The sequence below is a fragment of the Paraflavitalea devenefica genome (assembly GCF_011759375.1).
GTDB classification, from domain to species: domain Bacteria; phylum Bacteroidota; class Bacteroidia; order Chitinophagales; family Chitinophagaceae; genus Paraflavitalea; species Paraflavitalea devenefica.
In genome coordinates this window covers 644,193-666,527 of record NZ_JAARML010000004.1, presented here as the reverse complement: position 1 = coordinate 666,527, position 22,335 = coordinate 644,193, and the positions used below count along the sequence as shown (strand labels likewise).

Below are 22,335 nucleotides of genomic sequence, written 5' to 3'. Positions count from 1 at the left end.
AAAACAGGAATGAATACAATGAAAAAAGTGTTGGCAGTCAGTTTAGCCACCATGCAATTAGGGTTCGCAACAGCACAGGAGATGCGTGCTCCTGCATACCCCTTGATCACACACGACCCATACTTCAGCGTATGGTCTGTTTCCGACAAGTTAAACACCACTCCTACCAAACACTGGACCGGCGCCGATCAGTCCCTGCTGGGAATGATCAAAGTAGATGGCACCGTATACCGTTTTATGGGAGCAGCGGAGAAACTGTACAACACAGTAGTACCTGCCTCCGATGAAAAATCATATGCAGTAGCCTATACAGAAAGTGAACCGGCTACCGGTTGGATGAACGCTTCCTTTAATGATGCACAATGGAAAAAAGGAGAAGCGCCTTTCACCGATAACAACAGCAGTGCGAAGACGGTATGGAGAAGCAGGAACCTCTGGGTGCGCCGGGAATTTACCCTGGACCAAACCAGCTTCAACAACCTTTTCCTCAAGATCAACCACGATGATAATGCAGAAGTATACCTCAACGGGGAAAAGATCTACAGCTATGTAGGCTGGCTCAACAAATTCCACTACTTCCCCATACCCGAAGCTGCGCGGCGCAAGCTCGTAAAAGGAAAGAACATATTGGCCATCCATGTGGCCAATACGGCCGGCGGCGCCTGGCTGGATGCCGGTATTGTGAACGAACCCAAAGAACAGCCCGGTGGCAATATCAAACTGGCCACGCAGGACAAGGTAACGGTCAACGCTACCCAAACAATCTACCAGTTTACAGCAGGCAAGGCCAAACTATCGCTTACCTTCACCTCGCCGCTGCTGCCCGATAACCTCGATCTGCTGTCAAGGCCGGTTACCTACATCACCGCCAACATCAGCTCAACGGATGGCGCTAAGCACAACGTGCAACTATACTTCGGCGCCGCTTCCACGCTGGCTACCAATACACCGGCGCAGGAAGTAAAGGCAGAGCTGTACAATGCAAAAGGTTTATCCATCCTGAAAACCGGTACCCTGGAGCAGCCGGTGCTCAAAAAGAAAGGGGACGACCTGCGCATTGACTGGGGTTACCTCTATGTAGCGGTTCCTGAAAAAGAGATCCCCCTGCAATACGTATCTACGGCCAGAGAAGCCATGAACGCATTCAGTCCGGTTAAATACAAAAGGGCTACCAAACTGGAAGGTCAGCAACTCATGCTGAATACCATCCTCTCCGGTACAGTAGGGTATAATACTAACATGACGAAAGTCATCCTGGTAGGTTATGACGATGGCTATTCCATTCAGTATTTTGGTCAGAACCTCAAAGCCTGGTGGACACACCAGGGCACTACCATAGAAGATGAACTGGCAAAAGCTTCGGCCGGCTATACAACCATCATGGCCCAATGCGATCAGTTCAACAAACGCTTATACAATGAAACCCTCAAGGCAGGCGGCGAACAATATGCACAACTGTGCGAGCTGGCCTATCGCCAGAGTGTGGCAGCCCATAAAGTATTGAAAGACCCACAAGGTGATATTCTCTTCTTATCCAAAGAGAACTACAGCAATGGTTGTATCAATACCGTAGATGTGACCTATCCGTCTGCACCTTTATACCTCGCTTACAATCCGGAGCTGTTAAAAGGTATGCTCAATGGCATCTTCTACTACAGTGAAAGCGGTAAATGGACAAAACCTTTCCCGGCGCATGACCTGGGCACCTATCCGCTCGCCAATGGTCAGTTATACGGAGAAGACATGCCGGTGGAAGAAGCAGGCAACATGATCATCCTGACGGCTGCTATTGCGAAAGCAGAAGGCAACGCCAACTATGCAAAGAAACACTGGAACACCTTAACTACCTGGGTAGGGTACCTCGTACGGGATGGCTTTGATCCTGCCAACCAATTGTGTACCGATGACTTTGCCGGTCACCTCGCCCGCAATGCCAACCTCTCTGTAAAAGCCATCATGGGTATTGCAGGGTATGCGATGCTGGCGGAGCAACTGGGCGAGCAGGCTACCGCTAAAAAATACCACGATACAGCAGTGGCCATGGCAAAAAGATGGATGCAACTGGCTGCAGATGGCGATCACTATACACTGGCCTTTGAAAAGAAAGGTACCTGGAGCCAGAAATACAACCTCGTATGGGATAAGCTGCTGCACCTGAATGTCTTTCCAAAAGAAGTATATGAGAAAGAAGTAAAATACTATCTCACCAAACAACAAACCTATGGCCTGCCGCTCGACAGCCGGAAGACCTATACCAAATCCGACTGGATCATGTGGACAGCCGCGCTGGCCGATAACCAGCAGGACTGGAATGCTTTCGTACAGCCCCTGTACAAATTTGCTGCTGAATCTTCCAGCCGGGTGCCCCTGAGCGATTGGCACGAGACCACCGACGGCAAGCAGGTAGGTTTCCAGGCACGCAGTGTAGTAGGCGGGTACTTTATCAAACTGTTAGACAAATAACCATGGTGGGTCACCCTGCAGCAGTGCCAAAAAGCCAGGCAGGGTGGCTCACCATCTTTGAACATTGAACCTTGTCCTCCAATAAAGCATGGCTACAACCCTTCTGGACATAGCGCGTGAATTGAACGTAGCTGCCGCCACCGTATCGCGGGCCTTGAATGATCATCCTGCTATCAGCGATGCTACGCGGGAGGCTGTGAAGCAGGTTGCTAAAAGGATGAACTATCAGCCCAATAAAATTGCTTCCTCGCTCCGGTCGGGAAAGTCAAAGATCATTGGGGTGATCATTCCGAGTGCAGAGATCAACTTCTTTGGCTCAGTCATTCACGGTATTGAAAAAATAGCCAGCAGGAATGATTACAATGTGATCATCTACCAGTCCAATGAACTATATGAATTGGAGAAGAAAGCCGTACAAACATTTCTCCGCTCGCGGGTAGATGGTGTACTGGCTTCCATCTCCAAGGAAACCATCAACCTGAAGCACTATGCCGACCTCAAAACAAAAGGCGTTCCCCTCGTACTATTCGACCGGGCCAATGATGCTTTGGGGGTGCCGGCAGTAGTGGTCAATGATTACCAGGGCGCTTTTAATGCTACCCGTCATCTTATTGAGCAGGGTTGCTCCCGTATTGCGCATATTGGCGGGCAACAGCATGTAACCAACTTCAACCAGCGCCTGCGTGGATACATAGATGCACTCAACGTGCACAACATTGCAGTTAATGACGACCTGATCGTATATGGAAAAGTAAGCATCGAATCCGGACGGGAGTGCATGAAACAACTGCTGTCAGGCAAACCCGATGCGGTCTTTGCAGTGGAAGACTTCACGGCACTGGGCGCCATGCAGGCCATCAAAGAAGCGGGTGCCCGGATACCGGAGGATATTGCCATCATTGGTTTTGCCAATGAAATGTTTAGTGAATACCTCACACCTTCCTTATCTACCGTAAACCAACATACGGTGCGTATGGGGGAAGAGGCCGCCAGTCTGTTCTTTGACCTCCTCCATAAAAAAATATCCCTCAAAGCCCCTCCCCGCAAACTCACGCTCGAACCCGAAGTCATCTGCCGCCAGTCCAGTATTAAAAGCCTACTCGCCAATCCATAAAATTCCCTATCTTAGTACTCTATTCACGATACCCATTCCAATACAATCCTTCCTGTAAAGTTCATTCCCTGCCTGGTTATCTGTTCCCTCTGACAGTAGCACATACCATTTTGGCTATCAAATAGTCAACCAATCTTCTATGGGCCTTTCTGTACTTTTCCCCGTAGTGTCTCCCGTAGGGGACGCTGCGGACCTGATATTTTTTTCTTCACCATTTAACCTTCATTATGAAAAAAATGACCATTGCCTTGCTATGGATGGCTGCAGGCAGCTACCTGTTTGTTTCCTGTCACAAGCCGGATATTCCCTGTAAGGAATATTGCCAGATCAAAAGTATTCAGGACACCTACCATCCCAGCCCTTTCTCCACTACTGATCGCATTACCAGGTATGCCTACAACAACTATCATTTACTTGATTCATTGACCGTGCGCGCGGTAACCGGTTCAGAAGCGCCCATCAATGTGAAGATCACCTACAACAACCAGGGCAAGCCGGTAGGGCTCAGGGACAACCAGAACCGTAATTACAAATTCATCTACCAAAGCGGCCGCATAGTAAGGATTGACTTGCTGGGTGCCGATAACCAGTACCATCCCCTGTACACTTTTATATACGATGCACAGGGCCGCATCATAGAACGCCAGGCAGAAAGCAGCGCCCTGCGTTGGGAATATGAAGGTGCCTCCGTCAATCCCAAACGCAAGCTGGACATGCAGTTTATGCGTCCCGGCGAGCCTATGGAGGTCTATATGGCCTTCGAATATGAGTACGACGATAAAGTAAACCCTATGACTACCTGGCCTAATATGAAACTGATTCCTTTTTACCTGGATATCGTTGCGCAGGCAGGTCATCAGTTCGAACCCATTCCCCAAAACAACTGGACACGCCTGAATGTATTGCTCCCCCTCCGCGGCATCCTGCTACCATTCCGGGAATACCTGTATACCTATCAATATGATGATGTATACCCGGTAAAATATGATCTGTTGCTCTTAACCCGCAATCCGTTCATCTCTAATGTAGATACTACCAGGGGCACCACCATTTTCACCTATAACTGTGCAGATAATAATACGAACTCGAAACTGTAAACTGTTTTCAGCAACATTTCTTAACCATTTAATCTTTTGTATGAAAAAGATCAACCCCTTATTCCTTTTATTGGCTGCCTGGCTGTGCATCACTGCTGCCTGCCACAAACCCGATTTCCCCTACAAAAAACTTTGCCAGATCGCCACTGTTATTGACTCCGTGGAAAACTATGGCGTTGAATACCGCTACCGCTATACGCAGAAGCGGTTATTGGATTCCTTATATGCCCGGCCTATGTTCAATCCCAACCCCATCGTGATCATGAAAATGGAATATGATAATCTGCACCGGCCGGTGATCGTGAGGGACAGTCAGTATGGACCTTTCAAATACGTGTACCAGGCCGGGCGCATCATACGCGTTGATGAATTCCGGAATAACCAGTTCCAAACCCTGTACACCTATGTGCTGGATGGGCGAGGCAGGGTCATTGAGCGTACCGGCGCTTCCCAGGTACTTCGTTGGGAGTATGACGGACCATCCACCAACTTTAAACGGCGCCTCTATTTCGATCTTACCGATCTCATCAATCCGGCATTGATCTATGAATACCAGTATGACCACAAAGTGAATCCCCTGAGTACCTGGCCCAATACCACGCTCAATCCTTTTTACTTTCCCATTACTGATATCCATCAGCAGTTTGAGCCCATACCACAAAACAACTTTGTGTATGAAGGGGTACAGGGAAGGAATGGGGACGGGACCTGGTTCAAATTCAGGGAGTCCCTCTATACCTACCAGTATGATGATGTATACCCGGTAAAACGTACAGCGCGTTTCCTCCGGCATACCCCCAATGACCCTACCGTGCACGAAACCGCCGGGGTAAGCTACTATTATTACGAATGCAAGGACGATATACATTGAGTGACCGGCTCTATACGCCGCAGCGTCTCTCAGATGGACGCTGCGGCTTTGTTCCGTATATTGCATCCCAAACGACCTCATCGTGGAGCCTTTCAAAAACATCTATAACGATATCTTCTTCCATCAATTTACAGGGGTACTTGCCAAGACCCTGCAGGGATTCGATAAAAGGCAATTCCTGCAACAGGTGCGGGATGATGCCTGGGAAGCGCGGGAACTAAAACAGCGCATGAAGCACATTGCGCTCGTGTTGCACCAATTCCTGCCCGGGCAATACGATCAAAGTATAGAGAAAATATACAGCCTTATCACGGCTCTCCGTAAAAATGACATAAAAGGTGGCCTGGAATACATGATCTTCACAGAGTACGTGGAGAACTTTGGCCTGGAGCATTACAATACTTCTATGGAGGCCATGGAATTCATCACCCAGTTCATCAGTTGTGAATATGCCATCCGTCCGTTCATCCTGCGCTATCCGGAAAAGGCTATGCGCCAGATGCAGCAATGGTCAAAGCATGAGAGCCTGCATGTGCGCCGTTTTTCCAGTGAGGGGTGCAGACCGCGGTTACCCTGGGCCATGGCATTGCCGGCCCTGAAAAAAGATCCCGCGCCCATCTTACCCATCTTGGAAAACCTGAAAGATGATACGTCGGAGTTTGTACGCAAGAGTGTGGCCAATAACCTCAATGACATTGCCAAAGACAACCCGGATACTGTATTGGAGATCGTCCAAAAATGGCAGGGCCATTCTTCCCGTACCGATTGGATCATCAAACATGGCAGTCGCACCCTCCTCCGGCAAGCCCACCCGCAGGCCCTGAAAATATTTGGCCTGACCGTATCGGATAAAATAGTAGTGGACAAACTAAAGCTGGCGTATAAAAGCATTGGCATTGGAGAAGCGTTGCACTTTTCTTTTAACCTGACCAATACCGGCACTAAACCGCTAAAGCTGCGGGTGGAGTATGGTATTGATTACATGAAATCCAATGGCAAGGCCAACAGGAAATTGTTCAAGATCACGGAGAATACCTATCAGCCGGGACAGACCTATACCTTCAAACGTACCCAGTCTTTCCGCAACCTCACTACCCGCAAACACTATGCGGGTCAGCATGCACTCTCCATCGTCATCAACGGCCAGGAACTGGCCCAAAAACAATTCATCGTAACGGCTTAGCTTATCAAAAGAGAAGAAATGCTATAAAAGCTACCTTCCAATTGTGAACGCACTGCGTTCACAATTGGAAAAGATCGGTAAAGTTCTCTGCATATTCCTAAAAAATAATACCATAAGAGTTATGGATTAAAAACCTAATTTAGGGAAACGGGCATCCAGCCGTTTTCCTAAATCAGGCACTATTGAAACAACCCCTTCCCAAGTCTATCTGGCTCTTAACGCCGTTCTTCGGATGTTGCCTTTTCATCCTCTTATACATCATAGCAGCTTTCTTCTATCCCGGAGGTTCCAATATGGACACAACAGCGAAGGGTTTTAGCATACAGCACAATTACTGGTGTGAATTGTTGAGCAGCGTGGCAAAGAATGGTGAATACAATCCGGGTTCTCGCGTGGCCGTTTGGGCGATGGGTGTACTTTGTGTGGCGCTGGCTGTTTTCTGGTGGCTGTTGCCCCGGCTTTTTAAGCCCAACCGCTGGTATAGGATATTTATCTCCTTTGCAGGTATAACCTCCATGGTCATTGCTCCTTTTATGTCTACCAGATATCACGACCTCGTCCTCAATCTGGCCAGTATTCCGGGCATAATAGCACTGATCGTCACCTTCATTGCCTTGTACAAATACCGGTGGCATAAGTTATTGGTAATGGGAGCGTGTTGCCTTTTACTGGTTGGCGTTAATAACTACATTTACTATACCGGCCACTGGTTACATACTTTACCAGTAGTGCAAAAATGCACCTTCCTGTTCGTCATTACCTGGATGTGTATCATAACCTGGGTGATATACTACAAAGAGCATGCACCCAACTTAAAAGAATAGCCAATTCGCAATTTGCGAATTAAGAATTGTCATTATTTGCTGTAATACTGATTCAGTTGGCACGTTATGCCTAACTTGTATTTATTAATTCCATGGCAGGTTCCTGCTCTTCTTCACCGAAATTCACTTCCGGCAATAAGTTGGAATATTGTATTGCCTGATCATCGTATTTTTTCCCGAAGCAACCCATAACTCCTTTCGCTTCTGATTCTACAATTTCATCAGCAAGTCCCTCCACAGAGTAACCCTCCACCTCCACACCAGCGATTGCCTCTGTATCCGCAGTTACCTCTTTCCTCCTTATCCTTTCAATCTCCCCAAATCCTGGTTCAGACACCTGTAACACCCTCATCCCGCCACCACTCACCCTTTCATACCGCCCGCCTTCACCCTGCACATAAAATACCACACCAATAGCCACCAGCAGCGCTTGTCCTGGCGTAGGCGCCAGCAGTTGTTCCAGGCAGATGGGAGCGGTAACTTCTTCCATTGAAAGATAATCGGTTTCCTGATAGCCACATTGAAACTGTTCCCGCTCAAAATCAATGGCGGCGCCATTCAGCACGATCTTGAAATGGGTGGCTCTGACTTCTTCAGGTAGCTGTATGCGTTGTCTCGGATCAAAAGAACGCAGTTCTATCTTCATCCGGCCAGTAGCAGTATCAATAGAACTCACCGGACCGGCAGCGCATACACTGCTGAAGGTAGCGCCTTTCCGGAAAGCAAAATCTTCCAGCAGTTCCAGTTGTCCGTTGGTGATCCTCCTTGCCCCACGGTCACTCACGGGGTCCGACTTCACGATCCGGTTCATCCAGGCACTCAGTCTGCCCGAGATAGGGGTATCGGCCAGTTGCAGGTTCTTGATCAAATGCCGGAGGCTATGACGTACCAGCATGCCGGCCCGCACGGCCCGTCGCCATTCCTTTGCATTCTCCCGGGTGCGGACAAAACGCGGACTATGGAGCACCGTATCGCGGGTGATCATGTTCTTTGTTTTGACGAAATACTTACCGTTCCTTTTATAACCGGTAGTACCACCCATTGACCCTGTGTAGAACAGGGGACCAACTTGCTGTGCCATAAAAAATGATTTAACCAAATTTACAATATCTAACCTCCATAGCACCACGTATTCATTGATTTCGAAAACATTGAAAGGACGTCCATATCAGGGTGAACGCCTGTTTACTTTGATAGGGAAGGATGTTTGATATTGTTTAATGAAGCATATAAAATGGTAGATGTATGCTAATGAAATACATTAATGCAAGCGATTGATCAGGATAAAATGCCTCCTTGCTTCATTTTTTTAAATTGGGTTGTCACCCTGAACTTGTCGAAGGGTGGGCCGCCCTCCAGGGGCGGCTCACCCTGATCTAAAGCCTGCATCAACACTGCATTCGCCTGCCTCCTGCACCAGTCAATACTTGCCGCAAGAGGATGTTTAGACAATACGGATAGGATACCGCTACAGTATTTGCAGGGAAACAGTAGCATACCACGAGGAATAAGCTACCCTAAAGGGAGGGAAAGCGCGGGGGAGAAGCCGGTAAGTCCATAGTAACTCCGGGTTAAACGGCCCGTAAACCCAGGGTAAGGGCAGGTAAACAGCAGCTTAATAGTAGCTGAATAGTAGCATAACAGTAGCTGACAAGTAGCCGGGCGGCTGGTTGTAGAAAGGACAAACCCGGCATCTTGGCCGGGTTTGCTATATAAAAAGCGTTTATAGTAATGCAGCTTCATGAGCGTAAATAGGATACTTTAAAGATACTGATTTTACCGGGTATACCCCAGCATCCACTCATAAATATTCACATCATTTTCTTTATAAGCCGGGTTGGAAACCTTCGTCCAGCAATCATGCTTTTGGACAGCATCAGAAGTAGGGAAAATGGTTTGCCTGGCTGGTATGGCTGGTGAGTAACCATTGATGGCCGTTATAAATGATTTGGTTTCCTGTGAGGGGATGATCAGGTCCTCTTCATTGTGAAAGCTCCATACAGGTACCTTATTATCGGCAATACTTTTTACCGAGGTGGGCAGGTTATAGGAATAAGCTCCGGACATAGTGACAATGGCGGCCAGTTCCCTGGGATACAAGGTAGCAAACTCAGCCGTTTGCCGGGCACCCAGGCTAAAGCCGGTAAGATAAAAACGGGCGGCATTTACCCGGTACTTGCTGAAAGCATAATCTACAAAGGCCCGTAAATCAGGATATACCGGCTCTTGTTTAAACTGCGGCACCAGCACAATGAAAGAAAAGTTTTGTCCCTTCACCCCAAAGTTGGGCGGGAATTGCTGTTGTTTCAACAGCAGGGGAGTGCCATCTGTCAGCACCTTGCCCAGGTCGGTACTGCCGCCATTCCCATATTGGGCTGCGCCAGGCAGGAAAATTAGCAGGGGATACCGGGACCGGTTCTGTCCATACAGTGTGGGCAATGCTTCATAATAGCCACCTATATTAGTGCCTATATTTTGTGTAACAGGCGTTAACGTGGCAGGCTGGGTTTCAACAGGTGGTGGGGTGTTGTCAGATTTTTCTTTATTGCAGGATGCCGCCAGTAATGACAGGATTAGCAGCCTGGTGGTGAGGAAGCGGTAAGTACTCATATTATGAGGTAGTTGGTTTGCAGACAGGTACTACCCTTAGATACGAAAATTATGCCCGGCCGGATGAGGAAAAAAATGCTCATTAAATACCATTTATAGGGTATTGGTAAACTTGTCCTGCGTTAATATCTTACATCTTCACTTTCTCCATCCCCTATCAAAAGGCCTCAGTACTCTTGTAAACCTGCCTTTTCATCATCTTCCAATAACAACACAATGAAATTAGCAACCTGTTTCAGGACAATTTTACACCTATGCCTATGCCTGTCTTTTTCCTGGCAAACCATGGCCCAGGAAACTATACTGGATAGCCTCATGGTGAATTACGAAGAAACAGCCTACGGGGAAATTGGTGCTTTCGGCGTATCCAAAAATGGGAAATACATCTGTGTGTCCGGAGAAAGAAGAGGAGTATATGTAATGGATGTCCTGTCACAAAAGATCCTTTTCCCTTTTACGCTGGGATACAAAAGCCCTGTAACCGATATTGAATTCAGTCCGAATGATTCGCTCATTGCTATTGGCGGAAGCAATAACTATATTCAGTTAAGGGATCTGTACTCCGGCGCGCCTATTCTTACCGATAGATTGAGCCGTTATATGACAATGCCTGTGGTTAAAAGTGTTGAGGACATGCGTAGGGGCATGAACTGGTACCGGGATACCTTCAACAGGTATAGACAGGAAAATAGGTTTTTATATACTGGTAAGCACAGCGCGGGGGCAATATTCAGGTCCAATTATACCTATGAATATTTTACTCCTTTCGAGGTGATCAGGTTTTCATTGTCGGATAAAGCAATGCAGGAAATAGATTCCAACTTTACAAGCAGCCGGTTGCAGGTTGTAAATGAACCGCCCATAAAATATTATAGTAAAGCTCCTGCTCCCTGGGTATTGAAGTGGATTAAAGGGGGAGAGATCAATAAGCTTTGCTATAGCAACGACTTTAACTACTGTGCACTCGTCGTAAAAAATAACGGGAAGCAGTATTACCTGGAAATATGGGATGTGGTCAACCGTAAGCTGATCCGGCAAAAGCCACTGGCGTCATCTGTCGACATTATTTTCATGGGCAATGATGGGCAGGTGATCGGGTATACTACTGATGTGGGTATTGAAGCAACGACTATTCATATATCAAATCTGAGCAATGGCACATCTAGGGCTGTATTTTCCTTCAGTATAAGTGAGCGTATTCCCGGATATTACTATGACAATGACAGGAAATATTTATATGTATACTTTAAAACAGCGAAAACAATAGAGAATGAACCGGCGCTCAATTTCCTGTTCCAAAGTCTCCGGAAGAACAAAGTATTACCAGTTGATACCGGTAATAAAGATAGCTCCTCGCTTATCTACGCGATAGATACCATAGGAAATATCAAAACCATCACGCCGGAAGGAAAAGTTTCTCCTGATAACATGATGGCCAATGAAAAGGGAGTTTACATTCAATCTGGTCAGTTTGTAAGCAACCTCAATACGGCTACCTGGCAATCCAATGCCATATATACAGTAACAGACAGGAATGCGATCAGCTATCTCGACGTTAAAGGCGACTCCCTTTTTACGGGATCTCCGGCTTCTTACAGGGTATTTAACATCAGAACATTGAAGCAGGACAAATTCGTTCAATTGGCAGCCGCCGGTAAAATCAAACAAAATCCCCTGTCTGCGGCTGTTTACTTTCAGGATACCCTGAACAATCTGGTAACTGTGAACCGCAATAATGAAGTGCAGGCCATGAAAATACCGGCGGGCAAAGTAAAACTTATTGCACAGGATCCACAGGTTGCCAACTTGTATTTTACTTCTCTTAGCGATAACCTCTTTGACCGGAAAACGCATAGCGGGCTAAAAATGCTGAATAAGGCCACTAGGCAACTCCGTACTATTAACTATACGCCAGGTGGAGAGGTCAAAGATCCGATGGGTTTTGTGACACAGGGGCTGATGGGCAATGGCGGACAGGATGCGGCTACGGTTAAATATCATAAAACAAGCACTGTGCGCAATAGCACAACCGACTATTATGTGCATAATTTCGATATTTCACCCGATGGACAGTACCTGGCAGCATATATCAACGGGCAGACAGACTATGATAAATTGGCCGGGCTCTTATCAGACCTGTTTGCTAAGCTGGGGAATGGCGATTCCCTCACTGCCGGTTCGGAACTCAAGTTCATAGCGAAACTGCAGAGTCTGGTCAAAGAATTCATTCCCGGAGAGATCAAATTGTGGAAAAAGGCTACTACAGGATGGACCGAGCTTCCTGCTTTGACATATTTTGAAGGCATATACCACAAAGAGCCTTTGCCAATAAAATTCAGCCGGGATTCCAGGTTATTGTTAACGGTGAATCCCGCAAATCAATCAGAATTAATGGTATGGCAGTTGGATTCCATGAAAATACATACCACCTTATCGGGTATAACAGGAGATGACCTGAATAGTATAGACAAAACTATTCTGATCAATGAGTTTGAGATCAGTGATGATAACCGGTATGTGGCCATTGCTTATGAGTCAAACAACATTGAGATTCATGACCTGCACAATCCCGAAGGAGGGTTGGTTTATCCGGCCCCGCCCGAAATATATACCTTGTCAAAAATAACTTCCCTGAAATTTACACGGGACAACAAATATCTCCTGGCCGGCCTTCAGAACGGTAGCATGGAGATGTACGGTATAGAGAGCAGGAGTACCTATCTTAAAATGTATTTTGGAACGAAGGAAAGCGACTACTACATTCCGTCTCCCCGGAATTTCTATACCTGTGGCAAAGCCGCTTACAAAAAAATATCTTTTGCTCTTATAGGAAAGACATATCCGGTGAGCCAGTTTGATTTTATCTTAAACAGACCCGATTTCATAACCTATTACTTTACCCATTTCTTTCATACCGGCCGGGCCGATTCTTTAAAGAGAATGGAACTGGTCAACAGGTATGCAGAACTGGTTAAAAAAAGGGTGCTGAACTATGAAAGGCAGCCTATGTGGGCAAAACCGGAACTGCTTTACATGTTTCCTCCGCAGGTAGATATTGTGAATTACGATTACCTGCTAAAAAACCAGTTTACTTCCGGAAATCGCATCTTACTGAAGTTGAAATTGTCGGGGTATGATCATGCGATCACCAACCTGCAAATAAAAGTAAACGGATCGCCATTACATGGGGTCCGTGGCTTGCCGGTACATACCCGTGATACCCTGATGGAAATATATGTGCCATTGGATAATGGCAAAAATAAGATCGATCTTTTTTGTATAAATGAAGCAGGACGGGAAGGGTTCAGGGAAACCGTCGTCATTCATTGCCGGCAACAACAAAAGATTGCCAAAAAAGGTAAGCTGTTCTTTGTAGCCTTATCCATTAATCAATACGAAGGCCAATTGCCGGCCATGCGTAAGTCGGTTATTGATGCCATAGCCCTGCAGAATAAGTTGAAAGAAAAAAACAATGCGCAAAAATACTCGGCTATTATTGTCAGGAACTTTTTTGACAAAAACGTCACCCGCGAAAACATTGTTCAGCTCAAAAATGAGTTGCTGCATACACTGCAACCAGAAGATAACCTGGTGGTCTTGTTACAGGGACATGGGGCGTCGGTGAGCGAAGATGGAAAATATTACTTTGCTACTGTAAAAACATGGGCTCCCGGCACGCAACTGTCGGCAACTACCATTACATCTGATCTTATCGAATGGCTGGTAGACAGCCTTCCTACGAGGAATAAACTAATGGTGATCAATACCTGCGCAAGCGGAAAAATTGATAGGGACCTGGGCAACAAAACCCCCTTATTATTTGAAGAGATGGAGGCCACCTTTGAAGATCTGAGTGATAATACAGGTACCATCGTCATTTCTGCCACATCGGCCAATCTTGCGATCCAGGAAGGGCCATTAAGCGAGAAAAATACGCCCCTGATAGCTACCCTGTTAAAGGCCATTTCCAATAATAATGCAGATATTGATCATGACGGGCAGATAAGGATTTCAGAGCTGTTGAACTATATACAAAATGAAGTGCAGTATGAAAAAGGGAATCTGAAACCAAAGCCGGCTTTCAGGCATAACAATATAGATAATGACTTCGTACTTATTTCAGCTCATTGAAGCGTAGGCCCATCAAACAACCATTGGGCCTGCTTTTCATTTAACCGGACTTTCTGGATTTCATTATTGTCGCAGTACACTTCACAATAGCAGTCAAACCGGTATATGCCCGGCTTTCTGGCATTGATACGAACAACCAACACTTCCGGCCTGGCCCGGGTGATAATGAAATCTGCATTCCTTGGATCGCTGCTGGTGCTGTCTGTTTTGATGATCTTTGAAACAGAGAACTTCTTTTTGTTGGGATAGGGCTTATCTATCTCAACGTACAAAACATTTTTCTCTCCGAATGGCGCAGCTATAATAGGTTCGTAGCCGGGTTTGGGTTCATAGGACGCTACCTCTACATAAATATCTTTGATCCTGATATTGTCATAATCTTGTTTTGGTTCAAGCTGAAATTCAAGGGCGCAATCTGTGCCATTAAAACGTGTCATGCTGACCAGGTTAGACGGATTACGGATATGGGCCAGTGGAATTTGAGCGCCTGACTTCAATTGTGCGCCTGCGCCTGCTCCTGACCACACAGGATTCTTCAGTAAAAAGCAGCCATAGTCAAAATGCCTGTTATGATTAATAACCACTGCAGATGCCCTGGGTGGATCGTCGTGCAGGATACGAAATATCGAAAAAGAAGAAAGTAGTATAGACAATGCGATAATCACCCACGCCCTGAGCCTGGCGCGGAACGAGTGGGCATAAACTAAAAATTCCATCGTTTCACCGGTTTCAGAAACCAGTGCCCCGACTCGCTTTGTTTTCATAGTAATGACTTTGTAATTTAAGTAGATGGATAGAATAGCCCCCGCCCCCAGCAGAACGATTTGTATATAGGGATTGGTATCCCTTAACACCGGGAGTAATTGAATAAAAGAAACAGCCTGGATGAGTATGCCCCAAAGATCTCCAAATTTCATCACTTAAATTACGGATAATTAATGAACCTTGTCCGTAATTTTGGCCTGCTCCCGGGCCTATGTTAATTGATAATTGTCAAGTATTTATAAATACAATAAAGTGCAGCAGTTGGCACTTTTGTCCAGGTCGCTATTTTATTTATTAGTCCCCCAATGCCTAACACGCCTTACCAACATCAGAAAGGGTTTGGTATATTTAATACTATGAAACTGCCTATGATCTTCGCCATCCTGCTGAGCAGCAGCCTGCTCATGGCCCAGCCCAATCCCATTGGTATCTTTCAACACCGTGCAGACATCGGGAACCCTGCCATCAAAGGAGCCACCAGCTATAATGTCAATACCCAATCCTACCAACTGAAGGGTGGGGGATACAATATCTGGTTCAGCCGGGATGAGTTTCATTATGCCTGGCGCAAGGTCAACGGCGATTTCATACTCACCGCCAATGTAAAGCTCCTGGGCACGGGGAAAGACGCGCACCGGAAAATAGGCTGGATGGTCCGTGCTGGTGAGCACGAGGAGGCGGCCCACATGAGTGCGGTGGTACATGGCGATGGATTGACGGTACTGCAGTGGCGGCGTTCAAAGGGAGCCCCCATGCGCGATCCCCGGGATCAACTATTGGCGAAGAAAAAGAATGCGGAGATCATACAACTGGAACGCATCGGCAAAACCTTCATCATGCGGGTGGCCGATCCCGGTGAGCCCTTGCAGGAAGTAGGTCGTACAGATAGCATTGACATGCCCGATCAAGCACTGGCGGGCTTATTCATTTGTAGTCATGATCCCAATGTGTCGGAAGAAGGAATGGCGTGGAATGTACGGATAGAGAAAACAGTGCCCGATACCTTCAATGGGTACCGGGATGGAATATTGGCCAGTCGGCTGGAAACCATGAACGTCTTTGACGGAAAACGCATCATCATACAGGAAGATGCGGGCCGGTTGGAAGCGCCCAACTGGATGCCCGATGGAAAGAAGTTATTATTCAACAAAGGTGGATTGTTATATACCATTCCGGTGGAAGGTGGAGTGCCGCAACAACTGTCTACCGGTTTTGCCAACCGCAACAACAATGACCATGTCATCTCCTTTGATGGGAAAATGCTGGGCATCAGTCATCACCGGAGTGGTATGCCAGCCGGAGGTTCTACCGTATACTACTTGCCGTTATCAGGTGGTGAACCGAAGATCGTTACCGACAGTACGCCTTCTTATTTGCATGGCTGGAGTGTGGATGGTAAAGAAGTCGTATACACAGCTTTGCGGGTTACTAAAAGTCCGGCGTATAACATCTATAAGAAAAACATCAACGGAGGACCGGAGGTGCCACTTACCACGCATACGACTGGTTTGGCCGATGGGCCTGAATATGCTCCTGATGGAAAATACATCTATTACAATGCCAATCATTCGGGTTCCATGCAAATATGGCGTATGAAACCTGATGGCAGTGCGCAGGAGCAGGTGACCACTGATGAATACAACAACTGGTTCCCGCATATATCGCCCGATGGGAAGTGGATCGTCATCCTTTCTTTTCCGCTTACGGTTGATCCCGGCGATCATCCATTCTACAAAAGAGTGCTTCTGCGTTTAATGCCGGCAAGTGGCGGCACGCCCAAAGTCATCGCCTACCTCTATGGCGGCCAGGGCACCATCAACACCCCCTCCTGGAGCCCCGACAGCAAGCGGATCGCTTTTGTGAGTAATAGTGGGGAGTTTAAATAAATGATCATCCTCAATTTGTGCAGCAAGCTGCTGCACAATTACACATGCGTAAGCAAAAACGACGCATCAATGCCGAGTTTTATATGCGCAGCCTTCAGGAAGGGAACATCTGGTTGCCTCTTGCCGGTAAGTATTTGTGAAAGCTTAGGTTCACTAAGTCCCATTAATTTGGCAAGCTCTTTTTGTTTTAGCTTCTTCTCATACATCTTTAGCTCTATCATACCCTCAATTGTTTGAGGAGGGGGAATGGTATATATGCTTTTTTCATAAGCTTGTGCGGCTATAGCCATTTCCCGCAGCTTAGTTGTTTCGGCTTTGGACAGATTACCTTCACCTTTATTCATTAAGGTGAGTATTTCTGACATTGTCTTTTTATATTGGGCTTCTGTTTTGATCGTTTTCATGTCTCTATTTTTTGAACTTTATGGTTGGGGCACTTATCTTGTCATATTCTGCATGTGTGCCTACGAATAATATGTATACCGTCCTTACATTAAACTGAATTAAGGCTATCAATCTGTAATTATTCCCTTTTATGTTGAAAACATACCTGTCATTGCCAACAGCGTCACAGGAATTGAAAATTGATCTTAATTCATTAAAATTCCCGAAATCAGCTTTCTCAATAATTCTGTACCAGTTATTTAAGGCGTCTGCTGAATCATTATGCCTGTCACTGAATTCCCGGATCGTCCGGTAACTTATAACGACCATTTAGCGCAGCTTTGGTTAATCAAGAATAATGGAATTACAACAAAGGTAATAAAATTTCATTTATTGAAATAAAATTTTAATAAATAGATTAATTGTTGATTTTTTTCCCAACCCTGTAATAAATTCCCCCTGCCCCCTACCAATGATTATGCAAAAGACAATTCTATTCATATTACTCTTTGGGGTGGTGAACTTCTTTATCATCCTCAGCCATATATCTCTCTATCAGTCAGATACACCCAAGCTGAGCTGGTTAAGCATGATCGTACATGCCATCCTGCTGGCAGCTTTTCCCTATAGGAGGATCTTTAAAACAAAAAACAACCCATAAACATGAGACTTAGCAGACTTCTACACATTGTACTCTTTTTCTCCCTGATCAGTATTACCGCCTGTACCTGTAACCGGGTATTACCCAACTTTGAAGGCGTTAAAATGGAAGGCTACGGACGTAATGGCCGGGAAAACTTTAAAGCAGTAACCGGTGCACAAGGTATCCTCGGACCCGGTACAGAACTCTTCCAGGTGCCGATGTGGGAACAAAAAGCCGACCCTTCAGAAGTAGCTATAACGGCGAAGGATGCGGGCTCTTTCAGTGTTGACCCCACGTACACCTATTCCGCTATCAGAGGGAAGGGAGTAGACATTATTTTCCACTACAAACACCTCGGCGTGGAAGACCCCGGCATCATGATGGACAACATCGAAGCCAACGTACTCAACCAGATGGTCGTAAACGCTTACCGCGAAGAAGGCCGTAACTACAGTACCGACAGCCTCATGAATAACCTCAACTCCTTTGAGAAGGCCGTAGAGAAAAGATTGCGGGATGAGTTTGGCGGGAAATACTTTAACCTGCTTACCCTTACTTCCGGCCTGAAACCGCCTGCTTCCATGGTAGAAGCTATTGAAAAGCGTAACAACGCCATCCAGCAGGCCGAACAGGTGAGGAATGAACTGGAAGTATCCCGCATGCAACTGGAGAAAGCAAAAATTGAAGCCGAAGCCAACAAAGTAAAGGCCTCCGGCCTGGAACCCCGCGTATTGCAGGAGCAATGGATTGAAGCCATACGCAATACCAGCAACAAAGTGATTATAACAGACGGTAAAACCCCTGTTATCTTAGGTAACCCCTAACCGTAGCTCCGAAGGAGTCCCTTTGGACCATTAACCTTAACCTTTCACGCCTTTTAGCCCGGTAATTCTCTACCGGGCTTTTTAATGTATGGTGAATGATTATGACGGCTGATACGTTAACAACTGCAATAGATCGTCTTTGGATAAGGAAGGCAGCAAAGAAGTGCCCGTTTTGATCAGCTCATCGGCCAGTGTCTTCTTATTGGCCTGCATCGTCATCATCTTTTCTTCCACCGTGCCGGGACAGATAAGCCTTACCGCGATCACCGTTTTATCCTGCCCGATGCGGTGAATACGGTCAATGGCCTGGTTCTCTACAGCAGGGTTCCACCACGGGTCTACCAGGTATACATAGTCGGCTGCTGTAAGATTCAATCCCGTACCGCCGGCCTTCAGGCTGATGAGGAATACGCGCTTGTCGGGATCCTGCTGGAAGGAGTTCACGACAGTGCCCCTGTCCCGGGTACTACCGGTAAGTAGCTCGAAGCCGATACCCCGATTGGTTAGTGCTTCTTTGATCAGGTTGAGCATAGACACAAACTGGGAGAATACCAATATCTTGTGCTGCGGGGCCTTGGTTTCGATCTGTTCCAGCAGCGTATCGATCTTGGCAGAAGCATCACCATGCAGGTCATCTTCGCCCAGCAGGGCAGGGGAATCACAGATCTGCCTTAACTTGGTAAGCCCCTTTAATACATTCATCGGGCTTTTCTTCAGTTCTTCATCGGTAGTGGCGGAAATATACTCCCTGAACTCTTTCTCATAAGCATCATAGATCTTCCGTTGCTCTTCGGGCATTTCACAATACACCACCATCTCTGTTTTGTCGGGCAGTTCAGGCGCTACTGCCGACTTCGTTCTCCTCAGTATAAAGGGCTTTACCTTTTGGTGCAGTTCAGCCGCCCGCTTACTGCTCTTGAACGTATCTACCGGTACAGAATATACATCTCTGAAATATTGCTTGCTGCCCAGCAGCCCGGGACAGGCAAAGGACAACTGGCTGAACAGGTCGAAGGTATTGTTCTCTACCGGTGTACCCGTAATGGCTATCTTATTGCGCGATTGCAACAACCGTACAGCCCTGTACCGTTGTGTCTCTGGATTCTTGATATTGTGCGATTCATCGAGGAAGACATAATTGAATACATAGTCTTTCAGGAAAGGGATATCCGACAATAGGGTGCCGTAGGAGGTGAGAATGATCTCATAGCGTTCAAACGCTTCTGTGCTTTTCATCCGGGCAGCCCCATGCACCGTCAGCAATTTGATAGAAGGCGCAAAGCGTGCCACTTCCTGCTGCCAGTTAAAAATAAGGGTGGAAGGCACCACCAGCAGGTTACAGTTCCGCTGTACCTTAGTCCGCTGGGAAAGGATAAAGGCAAGCACCTGCATGGATTTACCCAATCCCATGTCATCGGCCAGTACACCGCCGAAGTTCAGCTCATCCAGGAAATTAAGCCAGTTCAGGCCTTCCTGCTGGTAAGGGCGCAGGATAGCCTGCAGGTCGCCGGGCGCTTCAATGGGTTGGATAGCATGCACGTCCCGCAGCTTCTCCCGGTAGGCGCTTACCTCTGCTGCTACTTCCACATCCAGCATGGACTGATCATACAACTGATCAATAGCCGAAAAATTGATCTTACTGATCCGCAGGGTAGATTCATCAATGATCTCCGCATTATTGAAATAGTCCTTAAACTTCTCTATCCACTCCGCCGGCAAAATGCCTTTGGTGCCGTCATCCAATTGTACATACTTGTGCTGGTTCCGGATGGATTTATACACTTCTTTTAAAGAGGCTTTCTTCTTGCCAAACTTTACCTGTACATCGGCATTGAACCAGTTAATGCCGCTCAGCACCTTAATGTCAACCTTTACCTTATAGGGATTGAGCTTATTGCCTTCCAGTTCATTAAATCCCAATACCGTAATGCCTTGTTGATCCCATTCTTCAAAAGCGTTCAGGAACCAGTCTTCTGATAAGAACCGGTCGCGGTGCAGGTACCAGTAGTGCAGGTCATTTTCCAGTTGTTCATCAAAGTGGGGATGCTGTTTTAGTAATTGCGAAGTAAAGGCTGCTTCCAGGGGTTCATCCCGTCTTACCAGAAATTGCTTTCCCCGCTCATCGGTGGCATAGATCTGTTTCTTGGTGCGGATGGGGATCTCTACATCGCTGTACCTTACTACCGGTATGATCATGATATAATTGCCAAAATCAGACAGGTAAATGATCCGCTGCTCCGCCGCATGAAAGCCCTGTTCTTCCAGTTGTGCCGACGTGGCAACAGGGATATAGGGATGGTTAATAGAAATGCTGTCTTCCAGCTTATCCAGCACCTGCGATTTAAAATCTGCATACTTGTTGGTATGTACCAATAGCTGGTTCTTTTTCTTCAGCAGTTCGATCACGCCCAATGCCTGGAACTGATCTACCAGGTACAACGTATCACCTGCCTGCAGGAAATAAGTAAACCGCGGGCTCAGGTCGCCCAGGGCATATTCCACACCTTGCAGGGTAAGGCTGCCACCTACTGTATAAAAATCGCCTTCCTGTTGTACAGTGAGCGTGATACTACCAGGCAGCACCGCCGCTTTTACAGGCACGATCGAAGTGGCCGTTACATTGTCCGATACTTCCGGGTTGTGATAATAAAAACGGTACCCGGCAGGATTCTTAACAATCGCCTTCAAGGCCGTGAGGTCGGAGGGCGATCTTTTGGCAGTGGGATGACCTTGGAACTTATGGATACCGGTATAAAACTTTAAATGATCAGGGTCGTCAGATGTCCAGGCAAGGTCAAGGGGAGGAACAGCCGTCAGCGGGTTCTTGATCTTTCCTTCTTTAGTGACCGCTCCGCTGTACAATTCAATCAGCAGGTGTTTGTGGTATTTATGTTGCCGCAGTACTACACAGACCGCTTTGCCTTCAGCGGCCGGCGTTTCTTTGGGGGCCACTTCCGGCAGGGGATACAGCACCTGGTTCATTGCCTGTAGCGTATCGGGGTTCACAGCCAGCAAGGTAGGGAGCCTGGAAGTAATGACTACCTTTTTATGCTCCAGGGTGATCGTAAAATACTGGTCCAGGTTGGTGGCTGCCGATAGTCCGTAATCAGCAGCAAACTTTTTGAGCTTCTCCTGCCGCAGGCGGGCATTGAAAAAAATGCCCAGCTCTTCCCTTCGTACAATTGCTGTTAGTACCTGCGCCTCATGGGTGCATAATTTTTGAGGGTCTTCATTGCACGTACAGGATATCAGCAGTTGTTCTTCCTGTACCAGCACCGTAACAGGCGGAAAGGGCGGCGTACTATAGGTAGCAGTAAAAATGCCATGATTAACTTCCAGGCTATGCGGCGCGATCTGCTGATATTCCCGGGCATCCACATAAGCGTTTCCCGGGCTCTGTTGGGCAATAAGGATCTCCGTAAGATTTTCTGCCGGAAATCTTTTAAAAGGAAAGCCCTGGTGGCCGGAAATAGTGGCGGGATGATCGGGTGCCTGGCTCATTAGCTGGCAAATATCGGCTATTTACACAGGGGCAAAAAG

At 46.9% G+C, this 22,335-nt stretch carries 16 protein-coding genes; 10 read left to right on the top strand and 6 right to left on the bottom strand.

Annotated features, from left to right (window positions below):
- The first annotated feature begins 18 nt into the window (after positions 1 to 18).
- From HB364_RS24180 to HB364_RS24155, 6 genes are all read left to right on the top strand, one after another.
- Entirely contained in the window at positions 19 to 2,463 is a 2,445-nt protein-coding gene (locus tag HB364_RS24180) for a glutaminase domain-containing protein (protein ID WP_208420087.1), read from the top strand.
- Positions 2,464 to 2,551: 88 nt separating this feature from the next.
- Complete coding sequence (locus tag HB364_RS24175; protein ID WP_167290902.1) at positions 2,552 to 3,577, top strand: LacI family DNA-binding transcriptional regulator; 1,026 nt, start codon at positions 2,552 to 2,554, stop codon at positions 3,575 to 3,577.
- Positions 3,578 to 3,804: 227 nt separating this feature from the next.
- Positions 3,805 to 4,674 carry a hypothetical protein gene (locus tag HB364_RS24170; RefSeq protein ID WP_167290901.1) on the top strand — a complete coding sequence of 290 codons (870 nt, stop codon included), beginning with the start codon at positions 3,805 to 3,807 and terminating at the stop codon, positions 4,672 to 4,674.
- Between the two features lie 40 nt (positions 4,675 to 4,714).
- Positions 4,715 to 5,545: a hypothetical protein gene (locus HB364_RS24165; RefSeq protein ID WP_167290900.1), complete on the top strand. Its 831-nt coding sequence runs from the start codon at positions 4,715 to 4,717 to the stop codon at positions 5,543 to 5,545.
- A gap of 82 nt (positions 5,546 to 5,627) precedes the next feature.
- Positions 5,628 to 6,728, top strand: a complete 1,101-nt coding sequence (locus HB364_RS33245; RefSeq protein ID WP_208420069.1) for a DNA alkylation repair protein — start codon at positions 5,628 to 5,630, stop codon at positions 6,726 to 6,728.
- A 182-nt stretch (positions 6,729 to 6,910) separates the two neighbouring features.
- Positions 6,911 to 7,552, top strand: a complete 642-nt coding sequence (locus tag HB364_RS24155) for a hypothetical protein (RefSeq protein ID WP_167290899.1) — start codon at positions 6,911 to 6,913, stop codon at positions 7,550 to 7,552.
- A gap of 70 nt (positions 7,553 to 7,622) precedes the next feature.
- Here the strand turns inward: HB364_RS24155 and HB364_RS24150 are convergent, their stop codons facing one another.
- Together HB364_RS24150 and HB364_RS24145 are read right to left on the bottom strand one after the other, a co-directional pair.
- The gene (locus tag HB364_RS24150; RefSeq protein WP_167290898.1) at positions 7,623 to 8,633 is read right to left on the bottom strand and encodes a hypothetical protein; all 1,011 of its coding nucleotides are present in this window, start codon (positions 8,631 to 8,633) and stop codon (positions 7,623 to 7,625) included.
- Positions 8,634 to 9,328: 695 nt separating this feature from the next.
- Complete coding sequence (locus HB364_RS24145; RefSeq protein ID WP_167290897.1) at positions 9,329 to 10,162, bottom strand: carboxylesterase family protein; 834 nt, start codon at positions 10,160 to 10,162, stop codon at positions 9,329 to 9,331.
- A gap of 285 nt (positions 10,163 to 10,447) precedes the next feature.
- Between HB364_RS24145 and HB364_RS24140 the strand changes: the two genes are divergently transcribed.
- Positions 10,448 to 14,293 carry a caspase family protein gene (locus tag HB364_RS24140; RefSeq protein ID WP_167290896.1) on the top strand — a complete coding sequence of 1,282 codons (3,846 nt, stop codon included), beginning with the start codon at positions 10,448 to 10,450 and terminating at the stop codon, positions 14,291 to 14,293.
- On the opposite strand, the gene HB364_RS24135 is transcribed toward HB364_RS24140, so the two are convergent.
- Positions 14,287 to 15,057: a hypothetical protein gene (locus HB364_RS24135; RefSeq protein WP_167290895.1), complete on the bottom strand. Its 771-nt coding sequence runs from the start codon at positions 15,055 to 15,057 to the stop codon at positions 14,287 to 14,289. The genes HB364_RS24140 and HB364_RS24135 overlap by 7 nt on opposite strands.
- 357 nt (positions 15,058 to 15,414) lie before the next feature.
- Between HB364_RS24135 and HB364_RS24130 the strand changes: the two genes are divergently transcribed.
- Entirely contained in the window at positions 15,415 to 16,944 is a 1,530-nt protein-coding gene (locus HB364_RS24130; protein WP_167290894.1) for a TolB family protein, read from the top strand.
- Positions 16,945 to 16,982: 38 nt separating this feature from the next.
- Here the strand turns inward: HB364_RS24130 and HB364_RS24125 are convergent, their stop codons facing one another.
- Positions 16,983 to 17,348 (bottom strand): helix-turn-helix domain-containing protein, encoded by a 366-nt coding sequence (locus HB364_RS24125; RefSeq protein ID WP_167290893.1) that lies wholly within the window; start codon positions 17,346 to 17,348, stop codon positions 16,983 to 16,985.
- Between the two features lie 4 nt (positions 17,349 to 17,352).
- The gene (locus HB364_RS24120; RefSeq protein WP_167290892.1) at positions 17,353 to 17,658 is read right to left on the bottom strand and encodes a type II toxin-antitoxin system HigB family toxin; all 306 of its coding nucleotides are present in this window, start codon (positions 17,656 to 17,658) and stop codon (positions 17,353 to 17,355) included.
- A 148-nt stretch (positions 17,659 to 17,806) separates the two neighbouring features.
- Here HB364_RS24120 and HB364_RS24115 point away from each other — a divergent pair, with 148 nt between their 5' ends.
- Both HB364_RS24115 and HB364_RS24110 read left to right on the top strand, forming a co-directional pair.
- Complete coding sequence (locus tag HB364_RS24115; RefSeq protein WP_167290891.1) at positions 17,807 to 17,989, top strand: hypothetical protein; 183 nt, start codon at positions 17,807 to 17,809, stop codon at positions 17,987 to 17,989.
- 2 nt (positions 17,990 to 17,991) lie between these two features.
- Positions 17,992 to 18,795: an SPFH domain-containing protein gene (locus tag HB364_RS24110; protein ID WP_167290890.1), complete on the top strand. Its 804-nt coding sequence runs from the start codon at positions 17,992 to 17,994 to the stop codon at positions 18,793 to 18,795.
- A 99-nt stretch (positions 18,796 to 18,894) separates the two neighbouring features.
- Here HB364_RS24110 and HB364_RS24105 read toward each other — a convergent pair whose 3' ends face one another.
- Positions 18,895 to 22,296: a DEAD/DEAH box helicase gene (locus HB364_RS24105; protein ID WP_167290889.1), complete on the bottom strand. Its 3,402-nt coding sequence runs from the start codon at positions 22,294 to 22,296 to the stop codon at positions 18,895 to 18,897.
- Between the last annotated feature and the right edge of the window lie 39 nt (positions 22,297 to 22,335).